The organism is Verrucomicrobiota bacterium, assembly GCA_034440155.1.
Taxonomy (GTDB): domain Bacteria; phylum Verrucomicrobiota; class Verrucomicrobiia; order JAWXBN01; family JAWXBN01; genus JAWXBN01.
The window spans coordinates 1-17,797 of sequence record JAWXBN010000043.1 but is presented as its reverse complement, the minus strand read 5'-3'; the positions used below and the strand labels follow the sequence as shown (position 1 = coordinate 17,797).

General features: G+C 47.7%; 17 protein-coding genes. 7 read left to right on the top strand and 10 right to left on the bottom strand.

Annotated features, from left to right (window positions below):
• On the top strand, window positions 1-397 hold a 397-nt coding region (locus tag SGI98_04480), incomplete at its 5' end, for a hypothetical protein (protein MDZ4742660.1).
• Between the two features lie 14 nt (window positions 398-411).
• Window positions 412-732 carry a hypothetical protein gene (locus tag SGI98_04475; protein ID MDZ4742659.1) on the top strand — a complete coding sequence of 107 codons (321 nt, stop codon included), beginning with the start codon at window positions 412-414 and terminating at the stop codon, window positions 730-732.
• A gap of 27 nt (window positions 733-759) precedes the next feature.
• Here SGI98_04475 and SGI98_04470 read toward each other — a convergent pair whose 3' ends face one another.
• Both SGI98_04470 and SGI98_04465 read right to left on the bottom strand, forming a co-directional pair.
• Entirely contained in the window at window positions 760-1,185 is a 426-nt protein-coding gene (locus SGI98_04470) for a porin (GenBank protein MDZ4742658.1), read from the bottom strand.
• Window positions 1,186-1,228: 43 nt separating this feature from the next.
• Window positions 1,229-1,903 (bottom strand): methyltransferase domain-containing protein, encoded by a 675-nt coding sequence (locus SGI98_04465; protein ID MDZ4742657.1) that lies wholly within the window; start codon window positions 1,901-1,903, stop codon window positions 1,229-1,231.
• 212 nt (window positions 1,904-2,115) lie between these two features.
• Here SGI98_04465 and SGI98_04460 point away from each other — a divergent pair, with 212 nt between their 5' ends.
• From SGI98_04460 to SGI98_04450, 3 genes are all read left to right on the top strand, one after another.
• Window positions 2,116-3,477: a sodium:alanine symporter family protein gene (locus SGI98_04460; protein MDZ4742656.1), complete on the top strand. Its 1,362-nt coding sequence runs from the start codon at window positions 2,116-2,118 to the stop codon at window positions 3,475-3,477.
• A gap of 279 nt (window positions 3,478-3,756) precedes the next feature.
• Window positions 3,757-7,416 (top strand): PAS domain-containing protein, encoded by a 3,660-nt coding sequence (locus SGI98_04455; protein ID MDZ4742655.1) that lies wholly within the window; start codon window positions 3,757-3,759, stop codon window positions 7,414-7,416.
• Between the two features lie 67 nt (window positions 7,417-7,483).
• Window positions 7,484-8,533, top strand: coding sequence for an iron-containing alcohol dehydrogenase family protein (locus SGI98_04450; protein ID MDZ4742654.1), 1,050 nt, complete (start codon window positions 7,484-7,486; stop codon window positions 8,531-8,533).
• Window positions 8,534-8,569: 36 nt separating this feature from the next.
• Here SGI98_04450 and SGI98_04445 read toward each other — a convergent pair whose 3' ends face one another.
• Window positions 8,570-9,958: a hypothetical protein gene (locus SGI98_04445; GenBank protein MDZ4742653.1), complete on the bottom strand. Its 1,389-nt coding sequence runs from the start codon at window positions 9,956-9,958 to the stop codon at window positions 8,570-8,572.
• Between the two features lie 537 nt (window positions 9,959-10,495).
• On the opposite strand from SGI98_04445, the gene rpsB reads away from it, so the two are divergent.
• Together rpsB and tsf are read left to right on the top strand one after the other, a co-directional pair.
• The gene (rpsB, locus tag SGI98_04440) at window positions 10,496-11,272 is read left to right on the top strand and encodes a 30S ribosomal protein S2 (protein MDZ4742652.1); all 777 of its coding nucleotides are present in this window, start codon (window positions 10,496-10,498) and stop codon (window positions 11,270-11,272) included.
• A 63-nt stretch (window positions 11,273-11,335) separates the two neighbouring features.
• Window positions 11,336-12,187: a translation elongation factor Ts gene (gene tsf / locus SGI98_04435; protein MDZ4742651.1), complete on the top strand. Its 852-nt coding sequence runs from the start codon at window positions 11,336-11,338 to the stop codon at window positions 12,185-12,187.
• 235 nt (window positions 12,188-12,422) lie between these two features.
• Here the strand turns inward: tsf and SGI98_04430 are convergent, their stop codons facing one another.
• The 7 genes from SGI98_04430 to SGI98_04400 all read right to left on the bottom strand — a co-directional run bounded on the left by SGI98_04430 (window position 12,423) and on the right by SGI98_04400 (window position 17,702).
• Window positions 12,423-13,316 (bottom strand): metal ABC transporter permease, encoded by an 894-nt coding sequence (locus tag SGI98_04430; GenBank protein MDZ4742650.1) that lies wholly within the window; start codon window positions 13,314-13,316, stop codon window positions 12,423-12,425.
• On the bottom strand, window positions 13,313-14,179 hold the full coding sequence (locus SGI98_04425; GenBank protein ID MDZ4742649.1) for a metal ABC transporter permease: 867 nt from the start codon (window positions 14,177-14,179) through the stop codon (window positions 13,313-13,315). The genes SGI98_04430 and SGI98_04425 overlap by 4 nt, the downstream gene beginning before the upstream one ends.
• A complete protein-coding gene (locus SGI98_04420; protein ID MDZ4742648.1) occupies window positions 14,176-15,057 on the bottom strand; it encodes a manganese/iron ABC transporter ATP-binding protein in 882 nt (293 codons plus the stop codon). Before SGI98_04420 ends, SGI98_04425 begins: the two co-directional genes overlap by 4 nt.
• Before the next feature lie 25 nt (window positions 15,058-15,082).
• Entirely contained in the window at window positions 15,083-16,030 is a 948-nt protein-coding gene (locus tag SGI98_04415) for a metal ABC transporter substrate-binding protein (protein MDZ4742647.1), read from the bottom strand.
• A gap of 302 nt (window positions 16,031-16,332) precedes the next feature.
• Window positions 16,333-16,500, bottom strand: a complete 168-nt coding sequence (locus SGI98_04410) for a hypothetical protein (protein ID MDZ4742646.1) — start codon at window positions 16,498-16,500, stop codon at window positions 16,333-16,335.
• Between the two features lie 190 nt (window positions 16,501-16,690).
• The gene (locus tag SGI98_04405; protein ID MDZ4742645.1) at window positions 16,691-16,900 is read right to left on the bottom strand and encodes a DUF3024 domain-containing protein; all 210 of its coding nucleotides are present in this window, start codon (window positions 16,898-16,900) and stop codon (window positions 16,691-16,693) included.
• A gap of 418 nt (window positions 16,901-17,318) precedes the next feature.
• Entirely contained in the window at window positions 17,319-17,702 is a 384-nt protein-coding gene (locus SGI98_04400) for a hypothetical protein (GenBank protein MDZ4742644.1), read from the bottom strand.
• Window positions 17,703-17,797 lie beyond the last annotated feature (95 nt).

Below are 17,797 nucleotides of genomic sequence, written 5' to 3'. Positions count from 1 at the left end.
GTCACGATCGAGCCGCGGAGACAGTTTTCCTTCCGCTGACACCAACACCTCTACCAGCCCCGAAGCGATTCTTCCGGCCTTTTGTTTGGCCGCACCGAGTGGATCCACGGTGGTACTTGGTGGTTTGATTTCCGACGGGACGAGTCGTAATGTGAAAGGGGTGCCCGTGCTCAGTAGTATCCCATTCCTGGGTTATTTGTTTAAAACGACAAAACTCACGACCGACCGGAGTGAATTGATTATTATGATCCAACCTGTGGTCGTCGATAAGAACATGGAAACCCAAATTGCCAGCGATGCCGAATTAGCCCGGGCGCAGCTGAAGCCCTCGATTGAACGTGTCGCGAAGGAAAAACCCGAGAACAGTGTCCGCTCCGGGAAGAAAAAGCCCAAGTAGAACTTGAGCAGAAAATGAAGGAAATCATCGGTCCCGAAAGAGATGAGGAGTATAAGATGTCCCGAGCTTACCAGTACCGCCCGCTGTACGGGATCGTCAAAAGATTAGATATGCCGAAATCAGTGGCGATAGACGCTTATAAAACAGCCAAACAATCCGAGAATGATCTGAATACCCTGCAAGCGAATAAGAATCTCGATAGTATAGCAAAAAAAGTAGAGTATGAGAAAATGAAAAAAAGCTTTCAGTCGAAGCTCAATACTACGCTGACTGAAAGGGGAGCGGAGTCCTACCTGCTACAAGTCGGGCGTAATTTGATATACCGTCCGTTTTGAGTCTTTTAAAGCCGAGGATCACAAAAATCAAAAAGAACTGGAAATGGAAAAGTTCAATTTTGGAGCGGGGGTGGCGATATTTTGGAGGACAGAGTAATCTGCTTGGGCATCCAAAGTCATATTCGGGGAGATTTTATAAGAGGTGCCGATCCCTGTCCTAGTTTTTGTCAAATCCTGCATGACTTTGTCGAGGGCGACGTCCTCTTCCAAATGGGAGAGGACAGTAACATCATTCATATCACTGATGGCAGAAATTTTGAGTTTATCAGAGGCCTTATATTCAAGGGCCGTCTGATTCATATTCAGGTTATAGTCCCATTTTTTATCAATATCTTCTTTAAAAGCCGTTGATGGAGAAAGGAGGATTTGTGGGGAATTCGTTTCAGTTTCAGCCGACAGAGGGGCCAGCCCTAAAAGTAAAAACAGCATGAATAAATGCTTGGTCATACTCATATAATAACATAATTCCTCAAAAAGTCTCACAAAAACTTGCCACTTAAGCTTTTATGTCTTTCGAGGCGTGGGAAGAGTCTTTTTTATTGACCCTGACATGGTGGACAAGGGCGGGGGGAAAATTCAGAAAAACCACATTACGCGAGCGTTTGTGTTTAGAAAGAAAACGTTTTGTCCCAAGTGCGACGGAGCTAAGCCTGAGTTTTTCCTCTGGGCTAGAGAATCGGACTTTCACATCCCTGAGGGCTAAATATTCAAAAAAACTAATGACTGCGCCGGGTTTGCACACTTGCTCAAAGATACGGAATATACTTCTGACGGTGGATGCCGGAAAATTATTGAAGGGGAGGGCGCAAATAATAAAATCGTATTTTTCTTCCAGATTAAGATTTTCAATTGCCGAACACACTATCTCCACATTATCTTTTTTACACAACCATTCAGGATCTTTTTCAAGCCGGTTTGAGAGATGGGTGACGAAAGCATTATTCAGTTCAACAATCTTCAAATATTCATTTTTCTTGATATCCGGAACCAAAAGACGAGTAAAAACACCTGTCCCCGGCCCGACTTCCAGGATACGGGCGGGTTTGGTACGGCTACGGAAGGGTTTTGTAATTTCCCGGGCTAAAAAAGGGCTGCTGGGAAGTACCGCCCCTGTGGTATTAAACCCTCTTTTCGCCTCACTGATGAATATACTGAAAGCACCTTCTGCCATTTGCAAAAAACAATATGCAAAGAATTGGTAAAAGTCTTTACTATTTTTTGAAATTTTAGGTCAAACAAGGCAGGAAAGGTTATGAAAAAATAGCCATTGCCAAAAGAAGGTTGATTTTCAAATTATTTAAAGGCACTTTCATTTTTGGTTTTCCGAGGCGGGGCTTCAGGTAAGCTTTTTTAGGGGTAAAATGACAAAAGTTTCTTATTTTTATGATACAAACGCTCGAACTCTGGATTGAAAAAGGTGCTAATTTTGTATGGGGCCCTTGGTTGATTGCCCTTTTAGCTGGTACCCACCTGTATTTGACATGGCGCACGGGATTTGTGCAAAGGCACCTCGTCCATGCCCTGAAACTTTCAATTGCCAAAGACCCCGGGGCACCCGGTGATGTCAGTCAATTCGGAGCACTCACGACAGCACTTGCGGCGACGATCGGGACAGGGAATATATACGGGGTAGCCTCGGCTGTATTATTAGGGGGTCCGGGAGCAGTATTATGGATGTGGTTGACCGGTGTATTTGGCATAGCGACAAAATATTCTGAAGCCCTCCTATCGGTAAAATACCGTGTCACAAATGAAAAAGGTCAAATGTCGGGGGGACCGATGTATGTCCTCGAGCGGGCTTTGAATGCCCGTTGGGCGGGTATTCTTTTTGCCCTATTTACAGCGATTGCCGCGTTCGGGATAGGGAATATGACCCAAGCAAATGCGATTGCGGATATGATCGTCGCCAAAAAGGATATTTTCCCCTTTCTGGTTGATGACAGCACGTTGAAGTTTTCAGTGGGTATTATTCTGGCCGTTCTGACCGCTGTGGTTGTAATAGGCGGGATTCGATCCATTTCACGATTCTGCACTATTCTGGTACCCTTTATGGCTTTCTTTTACGTGTTGGGCTGTCTCATCATCTTGGGATTTAACTGGGACAAGCTGGGTGCGACGATTTCGCTAATCATCAGTAGTGCATTCACCGGCCAGGCGGCTATTGGCGGATTTGTGGGGGCGGGAATTGCCGAGGCGATGCGTTACGGGATAGCCCGGGGACTTTTTTCAAATGAGTCAGGGTTAGGCAGCGCCCCGATTGTGGCTGCCGCTGCACGGACGACTGATCCGGTCAGGCAGGCGCTGGTTTCTAGTACGGGTACTTTTTGGGACACCGTGGTGGTCTGTGCTTTGACAGGACTAGTCATTGTCAGCTCAGGGGAATGGTCCGGAGCAGGTATGACCAAGGCGGGACTCTGTGATGCCGCGTTCCATCACCTCGGCATTTTTGGGGATTTGATCCTAGTAGGAGGATTGCTGACATTTGTTTTTTCGACGATTTTGGGTTGGGCTTATTACGGTGAAAAGGCGGTTGAATATCTCGTGGGCCTCAAAGCGATCAAATTCTACCGGATTCTCTGGGTGCTGGCCGTTTTTATCGGTTGCGTGTGGAAAAGTGATGCCGTATGGAATTTCTCGGATATGATGAATGGATTAATGGCTATCCCGAATTTAATTGCCATGTTCCTTCTAAGTGGGGTTATCGCAAGTGAGACCCGCCGTTATTTTTCCACACGCCCTGTTTGAGTAATTAAAGGTATTTAGAATAAAAGCGCCCTGTTTTTCAGACTCTTTATGTCCTGTAGAGGGGGGATTTCTTATAAAAAATCCTCATTTTAGGAGTTGATTATTGATCAACGTCAGGACTAAAATTTAATATGTTCCCGCTGTTGTAGCATAATATCATCGGGTAGGATATTGATCAATATATCAGTGGGTTTGATCGGTTATGCAATATTTTTAAAGGTTGCCTAAACGATAGGGTATCTGAATATTGATGATTTATCAAAAGAGAGTTTTATTTTCATGAGTACTGACCAGTCTAAACTCGGGGGCGATGCGGATAAACTCTCTCCGCTACATGATCTTCATAACGGGAGTGCAGGGGATAATTCGGATTATCCCGATCCTGCCGAGCGTTTGCGCCAGCTTGAAAAACAAATTGCCGAACTCCAAGAGAAAAATGCCCGATTACAGGTATCATGGGATAACAGCCGGGATGTTTCTGATTTGCAAAAAGCTGAATCGGCAGCCCAAGAGAGATTAAAGCTTTTTCAGACACTCTTAGAAGCCATGCCTGATGCCGTTTATTTGAAAGATAAAGATGGCCATATCATCATTGCTAATGAGGCCATTTGCCGACATTTTGGATTTTCCTCTCAATCAGAGATCATCGGTAAAACGGATCATGATCTTCATCCCAAAGATGAAGCAGATATTTACCGGCAGGAAGAGTTAGATATTATGGAGGGCAAAATCCCCCTGCTAAATTTAAAGAATTTTTTCAAGGATAAGCAAGACAGTCAGAGGGTGATCTTGAAGTCGAAATTCCCTTACCTTGACACCCAAGGGAATGTGACCGGGATATTAGGGATCAATCGTGATATCACAGACCTGATCGAGGCCCGCCATCAGGCGGAGGGACAACTGGCCATCCTGAAAACGGCATTGGATGCATTGCCAGATTCATTTTATGTAAAAGATATTGATTCGCGTTTTATCATGGTCAACAAACATCTTTGCCAGCTCTGTTATTTGCCGGAAAAGGAATTATTGGGGAAAAGTGACAAAGATTTTTGCACTCCTCAAATGGCCGATGATTACCGCAGGGACGAGCTGGAGGTCATGCGTACTCTCAAACCGATAGTTGATAAAGAGGAGCGGACCATTTTTCCCGACGGGACATCCATGTGGCTATTAACGACCAAGGTGCCATATATCGACTCACATGGACAAGTCGCCGGAATCATGGGGGTCACCCAAGATATCACTTCCTTAAAACAGGCCGAGGAGAATGCTTCAACACAAAGGGATTTGCTCCAGAAAGTATTGGATTGCCTGCCGGAAGCCATTTATCTAAAGGATACAGAGTCGCGGTTTATTCTTTTAAATAAGACCCTTCAGGAATGGACGGGTAATTCCAGCAAAGAGTTACTCATTGGTAAAAACGATGAGGAGTTATTCTCTCCACAGCAGGCGGACATATACAGGCAGGAGGAACTCAATATTATATCCGACGGGAAACCCCTCATTAATAAGGAAGAAAGTTTTATTATTAATGATAAAATCAGGCATATCCTCACGACTAAATTACCTTATTTTGACGCGACAGGGAAAATAACCGGAATTTTGGGAGTGAGCCGGGATATTACTGATATAAAAGTCGTCCAACAGGAAGCCGCTGACCGTTTGGAGCTTTTGCATACCCTGATCGAATCCCTCCCTGATATGATTTGCCTGAAAGACCTGAATCATAAGATTGCATTTGCTAACGGGACTTATGCAAAAAGATTTGGATTGTCCGATCCTACAGTCCTTATCGGGACGGATGATTATGATTTTCATCCCCCGGAAGAGGCGGATATTTACGTTGCCGAAGAAAAAAGAATGATCGAAACCGGTATGCCGTTGTTTAATGTTTCAAATTCCTACTGGGATTCAAATGGTCAAAAGCACGAGCTTCTTAAAAGTAAAATTCCCTATCGCGACCATGACGGTGCCATTGTGGGAATATTGGGGATCAACCGTGATATTACCGAGCTGAAAAACCTCCAAGAGGAAGCCGAAGAAAGATTGAAGTTGCTTCAAACGGTTATTGATGCGCTGCCCGATGCCATTTACTTAAAAGATAATGATTCCCGGTTCATTCTGGGGAATAAGGATTTATGTCGCGCCTTGGGAGTTGAGAGTATTAATGAAATCATCGGTAAAACGGATTTTGATTTTAATTCTTCAGATCTCGCTACGAAATTCAAAGCAGAAGAAATGAAGATCATGGACAGTGACTGTCCGATAATTAATCAGGAAGAATGGCATCAGGCAAGCGACGGTACGAAGACTTATATTTTTAGGACAAAAATCCCCTACCGTGATACTGCCGGGAATGTCATCGGGACTTTGGGGATTAATCGGGACGTGACAGAGCTGCAAAAGGTCCGTGAAGAACTCAACCAGAAACTCGCCTTGCTCCAGATGTTGATCGATCATATTCCTGATTATATTTATATCAAAGATCTCGATAGCCGTATCCTGATGGCTAATAAATCGGCTGTCCGTGGTGCAGGATTTAAAAAAATGGAGGATTTTGTCGGGCGCACCGACCATGATAATTTTCCTGCCGATGTCGCCGACAAGTTATTAGCTGAAGAACAGAGGGTTTTGAAGCAGGGGCACATGGAAACATTCCTAAATGAGTGTTATGACAAGTCCAGCCAACAGCATCAAATCATCCTGACGACAAAAATCCCGCTCAGGGATATTGCGGGTAACCTGATCGGCCTTGTCGGTATCGGCCGGGACATTACGGAAGTCAAAAAACAAGAAACAATGCTCGTGCGCACGGAAAAACTCGCCGCGGTAGGAACCTTGGCGGCCGGGACAGCCCATCAATTCAATAACTTACTGGCAATTATCATGGGCACTGTCGAAATGGTCTTGGGAGATCCCAGTTTGTCCGGTAAGTGCAGGGAATACTTAAATACCACAATGGAGGCATCCAAAAAGGCCAATGTGATTGTTAAGGATCTCCTGACTTTTGCCCGGCAAAAAAAACCCATACACCAGTTAAGCTCCCTTAATCAGGTCTTAGAACAGACGATCAGGATTTTGGAGTATGAATATAAAAATGACAGGATTTCATTAGAAAAAGACCTGAGAGATATTCCGGATTACTTAATGGATCCGGATAAATTAAGCCATGTCTTTATGAATTTATTAGTGAATGCGCAGCATGCTTTGGCCGGGATCACGGATAAAAAGGTTAAAGTCACGAGTAAATATGAAAATGGACGCATGGCAGTCCTTATTCAGGATAATGGTTGTGGAATATCCCGGGAACATATGGGTTCCATTTTTGATCCCTTTTTCACGACTAAAGGAGCCAGTGCACAAGGCAGTACACCACAAGCGAAAATCAACGGAACAGGCCTTGGTTTGAGCGTGTGTAATTCAATTATCCAAGAGCACGGAGGGACGATCGAAGTCACCAGTGAAGCAGATGCAGGCACGACTTTTACCGTTTCTTTCCTCATCCAATCGCCCAACCGCCCGCTTCAAGCCATATCGGCTTCCGGCAAGATACTTGTCGTCGATGATGAATTACTCGTCCGCAAGGTAGTCACTGAAGTTTTGAGCCGGAAAGGTTTTTTGATTGAACAAGCCTCGAATGGGCAAGAGGGTTTGGAGATGATTCTGAAAGGTCGTTTTGAGGCTGTTGTTACCGACTTGAGTATGCCCGTGATGGGCGGTATTGAAATGATCCAGAAAATGAATGAAAATATGCCTGTCTCCGAGCGCCCTGCCATGGTAGTGGTGTCTGGTTATGTCGGGGATCATGAGAATCTACTGAAGTCCCTTGATGTGGCAGCAATTGTCGATAAACCATTTACTTCCGAGGATCTGTATCAAGGGGTTTCCGCTGCCACCGTACATTTCCAGAAACGCCAGAAATCTCGCCTGAGCTCGTAGCGCAATTTGCACGGGCTGTGTCTTAGTCAATTGCTAAAAATCCTGATTTCATGCATACCAAAGATTGATGCTTAGAAATACCTCGATATTCATTCCCACTTTAGTCCGGATAAAACCGGGGGCTCTTGACCGCTTGGGTGTGTATGCTCGGCGGAATCATTTTCTCAAGGTAATCGTCTGCCATAGTCAAGAGCTCGACGCAGCCTTGGTGGAGAGGGTCCGGTCCTCCCTGCATGCTGAAGGGATCGAGGTGCTCCTGTCGACGGGTATCCTTTCCTCTGATTTTGAGCATGCCCAGGAAATATTCCTTAGCTTGCCTGCGCATGCGGATGCGATGATCGCTTTCGGGGGAGGCAAAGCTCTGGATGTCGCCAAATATGTGGCATTCCTTTCGCGGATTCCATTCATTTCCGTCCCGACCGCGTTATCCAACGACGGATTTTGCAGTCCCCAATCCAGCCTTGATTATGAGCATAAGAAGAAATCTTTTCCCGCTGCTATGCCCTACGGTGTGGTCATTGATACGGAGGTGTGCCTCAAGGCTCCAAAGATTTTATGGTGGTCGGGTATCGGAGACCTTGTCTCCAAAATAACAGCGGTCTGCGACTGGAAACTTGCCTTTAAAAAGAACGGCACACAGATCGACGATTTTTCCGCCCTTTTATCTGATGCGACCGTCTTTCAATTCATGGCGAGGCCGGAGCACGACTTAGACGGGATCCGTTTATTGGGGACGGCACTCATGCTCAATGGCATCGCAATGGAGATGTGCGGTTCCTCTCGCCCGGCCAGTGGGAGTGAGCATCTTGTTTCCCATGCTCTGGACAGGATTTCCGCGACCCCTCAAATGCATGGCATCCAGGTGGGTATGGCGACATATCTGGTCAGCCAGTTACAAGGCAAAGGGGCTGACCGCATCGCCCAGCTTTTTGATGATACTGGCTTTTGGGATGTGCCAAGGGCCACCCCCTTTAATCAAAACGATTGGGTGGAAGCTTTCAGGATGGCTCCCGGGATTAAAAAAGATTTTTATACGATATTGGATGAACGCGATTGTGTGCCGGAAATTATTCGGATTATTGAAACAGATCCCCGTCTAGCAGGCCTTTTTATCTAAAATGCAATCGACACTCTGGCAGGCCGTCAATAGAGGCTAATTATTGGTAGAACGCTTCTTTTGGCTTTCGAGCTTGGCCATGATACTGGCTCGTATATTCACGATTTTTTTCCAAGGACCAGCAGGAACTTCTTCATCTTCCACAAATTTCCAATCTGCGTAACAAGCCCCGTCTAAGCCGAGGTAGTCGCGCGCGGCGGGGGAGATATCGAGTCCTGCATTTTTATTCCGGTTCGGCCGGGGCCGGGATTTTCCAAATACATACTCAGGATGGTCATGTTCAAACGGCCCGACGTCCTCCCATTGGGCATAACAAGTCCGCCCTTTATAACGGATAGCTAACCAGCGGCCTTTACAAACTGAAATATTCCGGGCGATATATTCATCTTTAAACCAGGGAATTACTTTTTGTGAAATCGGTTTGTGTCTACCCCCTTTCATGTCATTAAAAGGCAGGGCAATGTAGAAAGGATTTTGTTTAGGCTGGAAACGGGCGGGGAAGAAGCCGTTACGCCTGTTTGGATCATCAAATCCACCGAAATTCCTTACCCAGTTCATATCCCAAGCGCTCATCGTGTTACAACTGCTTTTCGGCACATTGGCACTCGGGGGTTCCCCTACCCAGAAAACGGTCGTTTGAATATTTCTCTTCCAAGGATAACGATTGACTTTTAGAGTTTCTTGTTTCTCTGTGAGTAAGATGTCTTCGGTAATAATTTCTGGAGCTTTTGAAGGGGTCAAATCAATAGGAATTTCTTGTTTCTCGACTTTTTTTTCTGTGACAATCACAGGTTTTTTCTGGACGGTTGATTCGGGAGGATTGGTTGTTTCCGTGGTTTTAATCACTGGCTTTTCAGGGCGGGACTCCCCCGTCATATTTTCGCGGGTTTGGGCAGATTCGGCAGCCTTTTTAATGGAAGTCTCGGCTCCTTTGAGCAGATCGTCCACACGGGCTTTAAGCTCTTTTTCATCGAAAGGGACACTGGCTACTTTTTCCACAATGTCTTGGGCAGGTGTCGAGGGGATTTCCGGTAATGTAGCACTACTGGGGCTATTCAAGGTAGTTTGTGCGGCTGATTCAGTGGTGATTTGAGGTGGTGCAGATGGAGTAATACTGGCCACTTCCATGACTTTTTGCCCTTGCACGGTGATACTTTGGGGTTTCTCGCTAGATTCAATCTCGGTGGTTCCAGGCTCAGGAATGGCTGCCTGCGGTGCCTCTGATGCTTTGGCCTCTAGCAGGTTATCCAAGCTCACGGCCACTGCATTAGTCGAGCTTTGTGGAACGGATACGATCTCGATTTCTTTCCCATCGACGACCACGGTATTAGAGTTTTGTGTCGGTAAAGCAAGACTAACGGATACAGTGATACAATAACAGACGATAGCTGAGAAGACGGTTAATGTGGTTTTGCCGGGATTCATCATCTTTGACTTTTTACACAAATTGCTATTAGAAAAGACTTTAGATTTATCTCTTATACTTGTAAAGGCTTTATTTATGACTTTTAAGGAGCAAATATTAAGTCAATATAAATTAAGCATAATAATCTTTTTGAGGTATATTATCTAATTTGCCTTTGGTAGGTAATCTACGGGGGAAACAAATCATATCCAGTCTCTGTGATTCTGCCTGGATCGTCTTTTATTCGGATTATTAGGAATAAAGGGTTCCATCCATTTTCTCATGGCGTGTTGACTCACTTGTTTTTACAGTAATTCCCACTTGCATTCTATATTGTAGCTGGTAGAGCTAGCAGTTCCTTTTAAGGGGGAAATACACCCCTTTATACAGGGAGCGAGAAAAGAATCATTCATTTGGCCGGTCGGCCTTAAAAGAGCAAGTCTTCTTTCGTCAGAACGCAACCTATGGTTGCACAACAACAAAAATGTATTCGGTAGATAACCGAACCCCTTATTTGAATTTCATTAAGGCGGGATAAACGAGAGAAAAATAAATATATGTCAAAAATCGATATTAAAGACCTCATCGAAGCCGGCGTCCATTTTGGACACCAAACACGCCGTTGGAATCCGAAAATGAAAGGCCTCATCTTTGAAGCCCGTAACGGCATCCATATTATCAATCTTTCCCATACCGTGGAGCAAATTGTTGCTGCCCAGGATTTCCTCCGCTCGATCGCCCAAGGTGGTGGAGATGTGCTTTTTGTCGGGACAAAGAAACAAGCCAAAGAAGTCGTCAAACAAGCCGCTGAAAATTCCGGTTCCCCCTTTGTTGTGGAACGTTGGCTCGGCGGGATGTTGACCAATCTCAAAACGATCCGACGCAGTATCAACCGCCTGAATGAACTCGACGGCATGGACAAGGACGGACGCACAAATTTACTCACCAAAAAAGAACAATCCATGCACCGTCACGAGAGCGAGAAGCTCCACCGTAACCTCGACGGTATCCGTCAGATGGACGGTCAACCCGGCGCCATGGTTGTTGTTGATGTTAATTACGAGCAAATCGCACTGGCTGAAGCCAGACGCCTGAATATTCCCGTCGTCGCCATTGTCGATACGAATGTGAATCCGGAAGCGGTGAATTACCCGATTGCCGGTAATGACGATGCCATCCGCTCGATCAAAATCATTATTGATGCCTTGGCTAATACCGTGGCTGAAGCCCGCAAGAATGCCCCAAAGAAACGCACAAAACCAGTTTCTTCCAAGCCCGGTGAAGAAGTCGTCGAAGTCGTGGAAGTCTCCGAGATCGAAGCAGTTTCGGCATAATTGGCTGGCCGGGATAGTGCCGGCCCCTTGATTTTTTAATTTAATAAAAAAGGAATAAAATTTATGTCAGCAGGAACCATTGAAATCCCGGCAAAACTGGTCGGGGAACTCCGTGCCAAGACCAATGCCAGTATGATGGATTGCAAAAAAGCCTTGATCGCCACCAATGGCGATATTGAGGAAGCGATCCTCGAGCTCCGCAAACGCGGGCAGGCCAGCGCGGACAAAAAATCATCCCGTGATACCAATGAAGGGGTGATTGCCGCCGCGATCAAAGCTGGTGGTGACGCCGGTGCCTTGTGTGAGGTGAATTGCGAAACTGATTTCGTCGCGCGGAATACCGATTTCCAGACTTTTGTTAAAGAAGTCGGGGAAACTATTCTGGTGAATCCTGAGGCCGATTTTAAGGAAAAATGCGTCACCGTAGTCTCAAAACTCGGAGAGAATATCGCTGTCCGCCGCGTTTTGAAGTATGACCTCCAAGGCAAAGGCCTGATCGCAAGTTATATCCATTTGGGCGCAAAGGTGGGTGTCTTGATCGAGGTCGGTTGCGAATCCGATCAATCCGTTACCACGGGTGCTTTCCGTGATTTCGTCAAAGACATCACTTTACATATCGCCGCCAGTGCCCCTTTGGTCGTCTCACGTGACGAAGTCGATCAAGCACTTATCGAACGCGAGAAAATCGTTTTTAGGGAACAGGTTAAAGACAAACCCGCCGCTGCTATCGACAAGATTATCGAAGGTAAGGTAAATAAATTCCTCGCGGGTGTGGCCCTCTTGGACCAAGCCTTCGTAAAAAGCCCTGACATCACAGTCAAGGAACACATGGCCAATGTCAGTAAAGCCGCCGGGGAAACCATCAGTATCCGTCGTTTTGTCCGTTGGCAACTCGGGGAAGAGCTTCCCGCTTGATATAAAGTCATTCTTAAAACAAAGTTTTACTCTCCAAAGCCCCGCGCAATTTGCACGGGGCTTTTTTTGTGATCGGCTCACGGCCATTCGCGCAAGGTCACCGGACGAGAATGATTTCCCCCCCCTCTTTTAAACCATCATTTCAGCTTGAGGTCAAAAAATCTAATCCTCGGAGGCTTCACCGGACGGGGTCATTTTGACAATGCGCAGATCAAACTGGGGAGAAGAATATCGACTAGGTCGGTTTGGCCGCGTTCTCCTGATCACTCCACGGCTTCACGTGGCTCTTGCGCCATCGCCCACGGACAATGAGACCGTGTTTGGGGGCAAATATCATGGCCAGTACGAAGATGATCCCTAGCATCAGCACGATGCAGCCGGAAGTCGATCCGTTGATGAAGAAACTGACATACACCCCTGCGAGGCAGGAAAAAACAGCACTCCCGATGGCGATCCATATCATCACTCCAAAGCGGTCACTCAGTAAATAGGCAATGGCTCCGGGTGTGATCAGTAGAGCAATGACCATGATGATGCCTACCGCTTGAAGCGAGGCGACGATGGTGGCTGCCAGAAGTGATAGCAGTACATAATGCAGCACGCGCACATTGAGTCCGATACTACGCGCATGGTTAGCATCAAAACAATAGAGCAGAAGATCCTTGCGCATCAGCACTACCACCAGCAGGGTCACTCCCGCGACAATTGACGTCTGGATGACATCGCTCTCGGAAATGCCCAAGAGGCTTCCGAAAAGGACATGCATCAGATGAATGTCCGCCTCCACCTTGCTGACCAAGATCAGCCCTAAAGCAAAGAGTCCGGTAAATACGATTCCCATGACGGCATCCTCCTTGATGCGGCTGTTTTCTTTAATATATCCCGTGGCACTTGCGCAAAAAAGTCCGGAGCAAAAGGCGCCCAGTGCCAGGGGCACCCCCACCACATAGGCGATGACAATCCCGGGTAGGACCGCATGCGAAATCGCATCTCCCATCAGTGACCATCCCTTGAGAATCAAAAAACATGAAAGTGTCGCACAGACAGTCCCCACCAAGGCCCCCACAATCATCGCCCGGATCATGAACTCGTACTGGAATGGAGCCAGAAATGAAATGGAATCCGTCATGCTTTTGACAATGTCCTTATGACCCGGCGACGTTTTAACCAGACGGAAAGCACACCGTATTTCCGGGAAAATACAAAGACCCCAATGAAAATGAGTGTCTGCAGGACGACAATACATCCTCCGGTGGACCCGTTAAAATAATAACTGACATAAACGCCCACTAGGGAACTCATCACTCCCATCGTACAGGCAATGGCTAACATGGTACTAAATCGATCCGTCAAAAGATATGCCGTCGCCCCAGGAGTCACTAACATGGCCACCACCAGACACGCCCCGACCGTTTGAAGGGCTGCTACCGCCGTTGCTGCCATCAGGGTCAGAAACAGCATATGGAGAAAATCGGCATTAATGCCCATGCTGCGTGCGTGATTAGCATCAAAACAGTAGAGCAGGAGATCCTTCCATTTGAGGCCGATGACCAGAAGGGTCACACCCGAAATCCATACCACCTGCCAGATATCCTCATCCGAGATGCCGAGGATATTACCAAATACAATGCTTTTGAGGCTGACATTGCTCGGGAAGAGAGAGATTAACAGCAGACCAAATGCAAAAAAAGTCGTAAAGACAATGCCAATGACCGCATCCTCCCGGATGCGAGTGTTTGATTTCACAAAGGCCATGCCACCGGCCGCCAGTATCCCCGCAACAAAGGCCCCCACTGAAAAGGGTAGTCCGATGATATAGGCAATCGATACCCCCGGCACAATGGAATGGGATAGGGCGTCCCCCATCAACGACCAGCCCTTGAGTGTCATAAAACAAGATAAAATCGCACATACCCCGCCAATCAGAGCACTGACCATCATCGCCTTGATCATATAGGTGTAACTAAATGGGATGAGCCATGTCTCCATCATTTTTTCTCATCCTTGTGAGCGGGCTGCTTGTATTCCAGATGGCCGCCCTTTCCAAAAACCACCGGTCTTTCATCATCTGTTAACAAAGTCACACAACGTCCGTCACCGTCATCTATTGTCGATTCATCCAGTTTAAAATGCCTGAGGACACCCCCAAAGGCTCGGGCAAGGTTTTCCTGAGTGAATACCTGGGAGGTGGCACCGTAAGCGAGAATCGTTTTATTGATCAATACGACCCGGTCACAAAAATCCGGCACACTTCCCAGATTATGGGTAGAGACCAAGATAATGTGCCCCTGCCCGCGCAGTTCTCGCAACAGATCAATAATCGCTGATTCCGTCTGCACATCGACCCCTGTGAAGGGTTCATCCAAAAGCATGATCCGCCCCCGCTGGGCGAGGGCACGTGCCAGAAACACGCGCTTTTTCTGTCCTCCGGAGAGTTCCCCGATCTGACGTTTTTGGAAATCCTGCATTTTCACCCGCTCTAGGCTCTCCATTACAATCTGCCTGTCCTGAGCGCGCGGGATCCGCATAAAATTCATGTGCCCGTACCGCCCCATCATCACGACGTCCCAGACACTCACAGGAAAACTCCAATCCACCTCCTCCGACTGGGGGACGTACGCTACCCAGTTTTTTTTCTGGGCCACACGGACTGGTTCACCGGCGATAAGCACCGTCCCGCGAGTGGGACGGACAAAACCCATGATGGATTTGAAAAGGGTGGATTTGCCGCTCCCATTGATCCCCACTAATGCGCAAATGGTACCGGCCTCCAAAAGAAAGGAGGCATCTTGTAGTGCCGTCTGTCCGTTATTATACGTCACACTGACATGGCTGACATCAACGGTAAATGCGGGGAGCGTTTGGGTCATGGTGCTGGTCTCAAAATCAAGTGGGCTATTTCCCTAGGAATCCTTTGAGTATCGTTTCCGCATTATATTCGAGAAGCTTGAGATACGTCGGGGCGGGGCCGGACTGGTCCGTCAGGGAATCCACATACAGGGTGCCTCCAAAACGGGAGCCTGTCTCCTTGGCCACCTGTTTCATGGGTTTGTCGCTGATGGTACTCTCGGAAAAGACGACGGGAATCTTGTTTTTTCTAACCGTATCAACGACCTTTTGAATCTGCTGGGGTGTCCCCTCTGCATCGGCATTCACAGGCCATAGGTAAAGTTCCTTCATGTCGTAATTTCGGATGAGATAGGAAAAGGCCCCTTCACTTGAGACCAACCACCTTTGATCCGCAGGAATCACCTCGAGTTTTTTTCGGATGGGTTCATCCACAGCCTTTAATTTCGCGACATAGGCGGCCGCATTGGCATTGTATTTTTTTTCATTGGCCGGATCTACTTTGACCAGAGCCTTGCGGATATTCTCCACATATATGATGGCGTTGGCCGGACTCATCCACGAGTGAGGGTTCGGCTTCCCCGTATAGGACCCTTCCGAAATCCCCATAGGCTCGATCCCCTCTGTCACCACCACCCCGGGCACATTTTTAACCTTGGAAAAAAACTTTTCAAACCAGCGTTCCAGTCCCATGCCGTTCCAAAGTACCAGATCGGCATCCTGCGCCCTGACAATGTCGAGGGGTGTGGGCTCGTACTCGTGAATTTCTGCACCGGGCCGGGTGATGGACTCGACAATGGCCGCATCCCCAGCCACATTCTGGGCGATATCCTGAATGATCGTGAATGTGGTCAGGATTTTTTTAGGTTTCACGGACGCTGCTTGCAGCGGGAGCAAACCGCTGATGGCCACTCCCCCTAAAAAAAGTACTGACAGCAGAGGCGCAAGAGATATCCATCCGGAGCGCCCGACCAGAACAGAGGACCGTTTTTCCATGTATAACATATGGAATGGTATTTAGTGTATAAAAATGTTAGAGTCAACTAACAATTTTTGTCTTTGCATTTCTTTTTAGAATAAGGGAACATTCATTCCACCGGCTTTGAAGCCGGTGGTGATTGATTTTTTTTTAAGCGGCACCTTCCTAGCTTGTGTCACCGTCTTTGATTACGAACCGTGCTTTGAGCCCGCCGACCATCGAGGCGAGGCCTGCTTTTTCGACGGATGAGAGGACCCCATAAAAGTACTTGTAAGCATCCGGGGCTCCACCGGACGGAGCCATTTTGACAATGTATGGATCAATCCGGGCGAGAAAAGCACTGGTCAAGAGTCTGGGAATGGCGACGGTCTTGTCCCGGATACTCCCCGCGTATGGACCGCTCATTGAGGGGCTGGATATGCAGGAGGATGTGCTTGAAGCGGTAACCGTGCATCTCGATTTTATTTTCCTTCAGCGCGTAGAACATGAATGCATCATCGGGATCGGGGGCTATGCCCCAGTGTTAGAAGTCGTGGTGTAGTCATACGCCCCAACCAGAGCATAATTCCCCTTTTTCCTGTTTATTTTTTCAGGAATCTCCCCAGAAAAAGCAATTTGCGCGAGTAATAATCAGATAAACCGGAAGATTATTGTGGTGAAGACGACTCTACGGAGAGTCAACCGAAGAAACAACCTTTGGGATCTTCGTGTATGATGGCGAGGGCGTCGGCCAAGGACTTGGTCTCCGGGCGGGGCGGGTAGCGGTGCCACTTGCCATCGGCCCGTTTCCAGAAGAGTTGCCAGAGATATTTGCTGGTCTGGATGATTAAAAGCTGGGCGCACGAAAAATAGCTCGATGGATTGGTCGAGGAATCTCTGGCCCTCACGAATCTCCTCACGCAGATGCAGGGGCGGACGGCGGTGCGCCCAGAAGTGTTTCTCAAGGGTGAGCGTGTGCTCGGCGATTTCGATGTCGGTAAAGGCCATAATGGAAAAGTGTGTGCTTTAAAGGGGGATGCGTTTCAAGGGGGGGGAAAGATTCGGGCGTCACGAGAAGGGTAATGCTACGGGCCTGGTTGGGCACGCGCTGGATGAATGCGCGCCGTCCCAGGGTGAGCACCATGGAATGCACGCTCGGGAGCGTGATCTGGAAATACCGCTGCATGTCCGCCTCAGCTGGCGCACAGCCATTCACCAGAGTGTATTGATAGAGGTAGGTCAGGAACTGGCCCTGCCGATCGGTTGGTATCGGTGGTTATTCTACATTCTTCATAATTCATCTTTTCTCCATACGCGGACGAGACATTAATCCTGCGTCTTTTGAGACGGAGGCCATTGAGTCTCAAGCTCCTTGACGACTCCCGAGATATGATCTCCATAGCCCCAGCCAATCTTTTCGGCTCTAGAGGCTACCGTGTGAAGCCGGTCTGCCACCTTCGCGTAAGCCTCCTTACCTTCTACCTTCAGCAATTTAGCCAGTTCATCCATCACGGAGCACAGGCTGTCGTAGGAGGGGTCACTGATATCGCCGAACTCACAGGTGAAGTCATTGCCGTTCTCCAGATACACCCGTAGTAACTCAATAGTACCCTCGATATTACCCGTGGCTTTTTTGTAATCTCGAATCGGTTTGCGCGCCTTGCCTAGTTTGAGTTGGCCGTCCCCTCGTTTGGGGTAAAATTGATCCACGATCTGCTTTCGAGTGGATTTTTGGGTTCTGTTGGGCAGGGGTGGCGGGAGTAAAGTATGGCGATTTGTGCGGGGGGATGGGTATGGCCCAGAGG

Bases quoted from the DNA above. Each gene is read 5' to 3' on its own strand.
- SGI98_04425 (MDZ4742649.1), bottom strand. From the start codon at position 14,179: ATGATGGAGACATGGCTCATCCCATTTAGTTACACCTATATGATCAAG.
- SGI98_04415 (MDZ4742647.1), bottom strand. From the start codon at position 16,030: ATGGAAAAACGGTCCTCTGTTCTGGTCGGGCGCTCCGGATGGATATCT.
- SGI98_04445 (MDZ4742653.1), bottom strand. From the start codon at position 9,958: ATGAATCCCGGCAAAACCACATTAACCGTCTTCTCAGCTATCGTCTGT.
- SGI98_04420 (MDZ4742648.1), bottom strand. From the start codon at position 15,057: ATGACCCAAACGCTCCCCGCATTTACCGTTGATGTCAGCCATGTCAGT.
- SGI98_04430 (MDZ4742650.1), bottom strand. From the start codon at position 13,316: ATGACGGATTCCATTTCATTTCTGGCTCCATTCCAGTACGAGTTCATG.
- SGI98_04475 (MDZ4742659.1), top strand. From the start codon at position 412: ATGAAGGAAATCATCGGTCCCGAAAGAGATGAGGAGTATAAGATGTCC.
- SGI98_04410 (MDZ4742646.1), bottom strand. From the start codon at position 16,500: ATGTTCTACGCGCTGAAGGAAAATAAAATCGAGATGCACGGTTACCGC.
- rpsB (MDZ4742652.1), top strand. From the start codon at position 10,496: ATGTCAAAAATCGATATTAAAGACCTCATCGAAGCCGGCGTCCATTTT.
- SGI98_04470 (MDZ4742658.1), bottom strand. From the start codon at position 1,185: ATGAGTATGACCAAGCATTTATTCATGCTGTTTTTACTTTTAGGGCTG.
- tsf (MDZ4742651.1), top strand. From the start codon at position 11,336: ATGTCAGCAGGAACCATTGAAATCCCGGCAAAACTGGTCGGGGAACTC.
- SGI98_04450 (MDZ4742654.1), top strand. From the start codon at position 7,484: ATGCTTAGAAATACCTCGATATTCATTCCCACTTTAGTCCGGATAAAA.
- SGI98_04460 (MDZ4742656.1), top strand. From the start codon at position 2,116: ATGATACAAACGCTCGAACTCTGGATTGAAAAAGGTGCTAATTTTGTA.
- SGI98_04455 (MDZ4742655.1), top strand. From the start codon at position 3,757: ATGAGTACTGACCAGTCTAAACTCGGGGGCGATGCGGATAAACTCTCT.
- SGI98_04465 (MDZ4742657.1), bottom strand. From the start codon at position 1,903: ATGGCAGAAGGTGCTTTCAGTATATTCATCAGTGAGGCGAAAAGAGGG.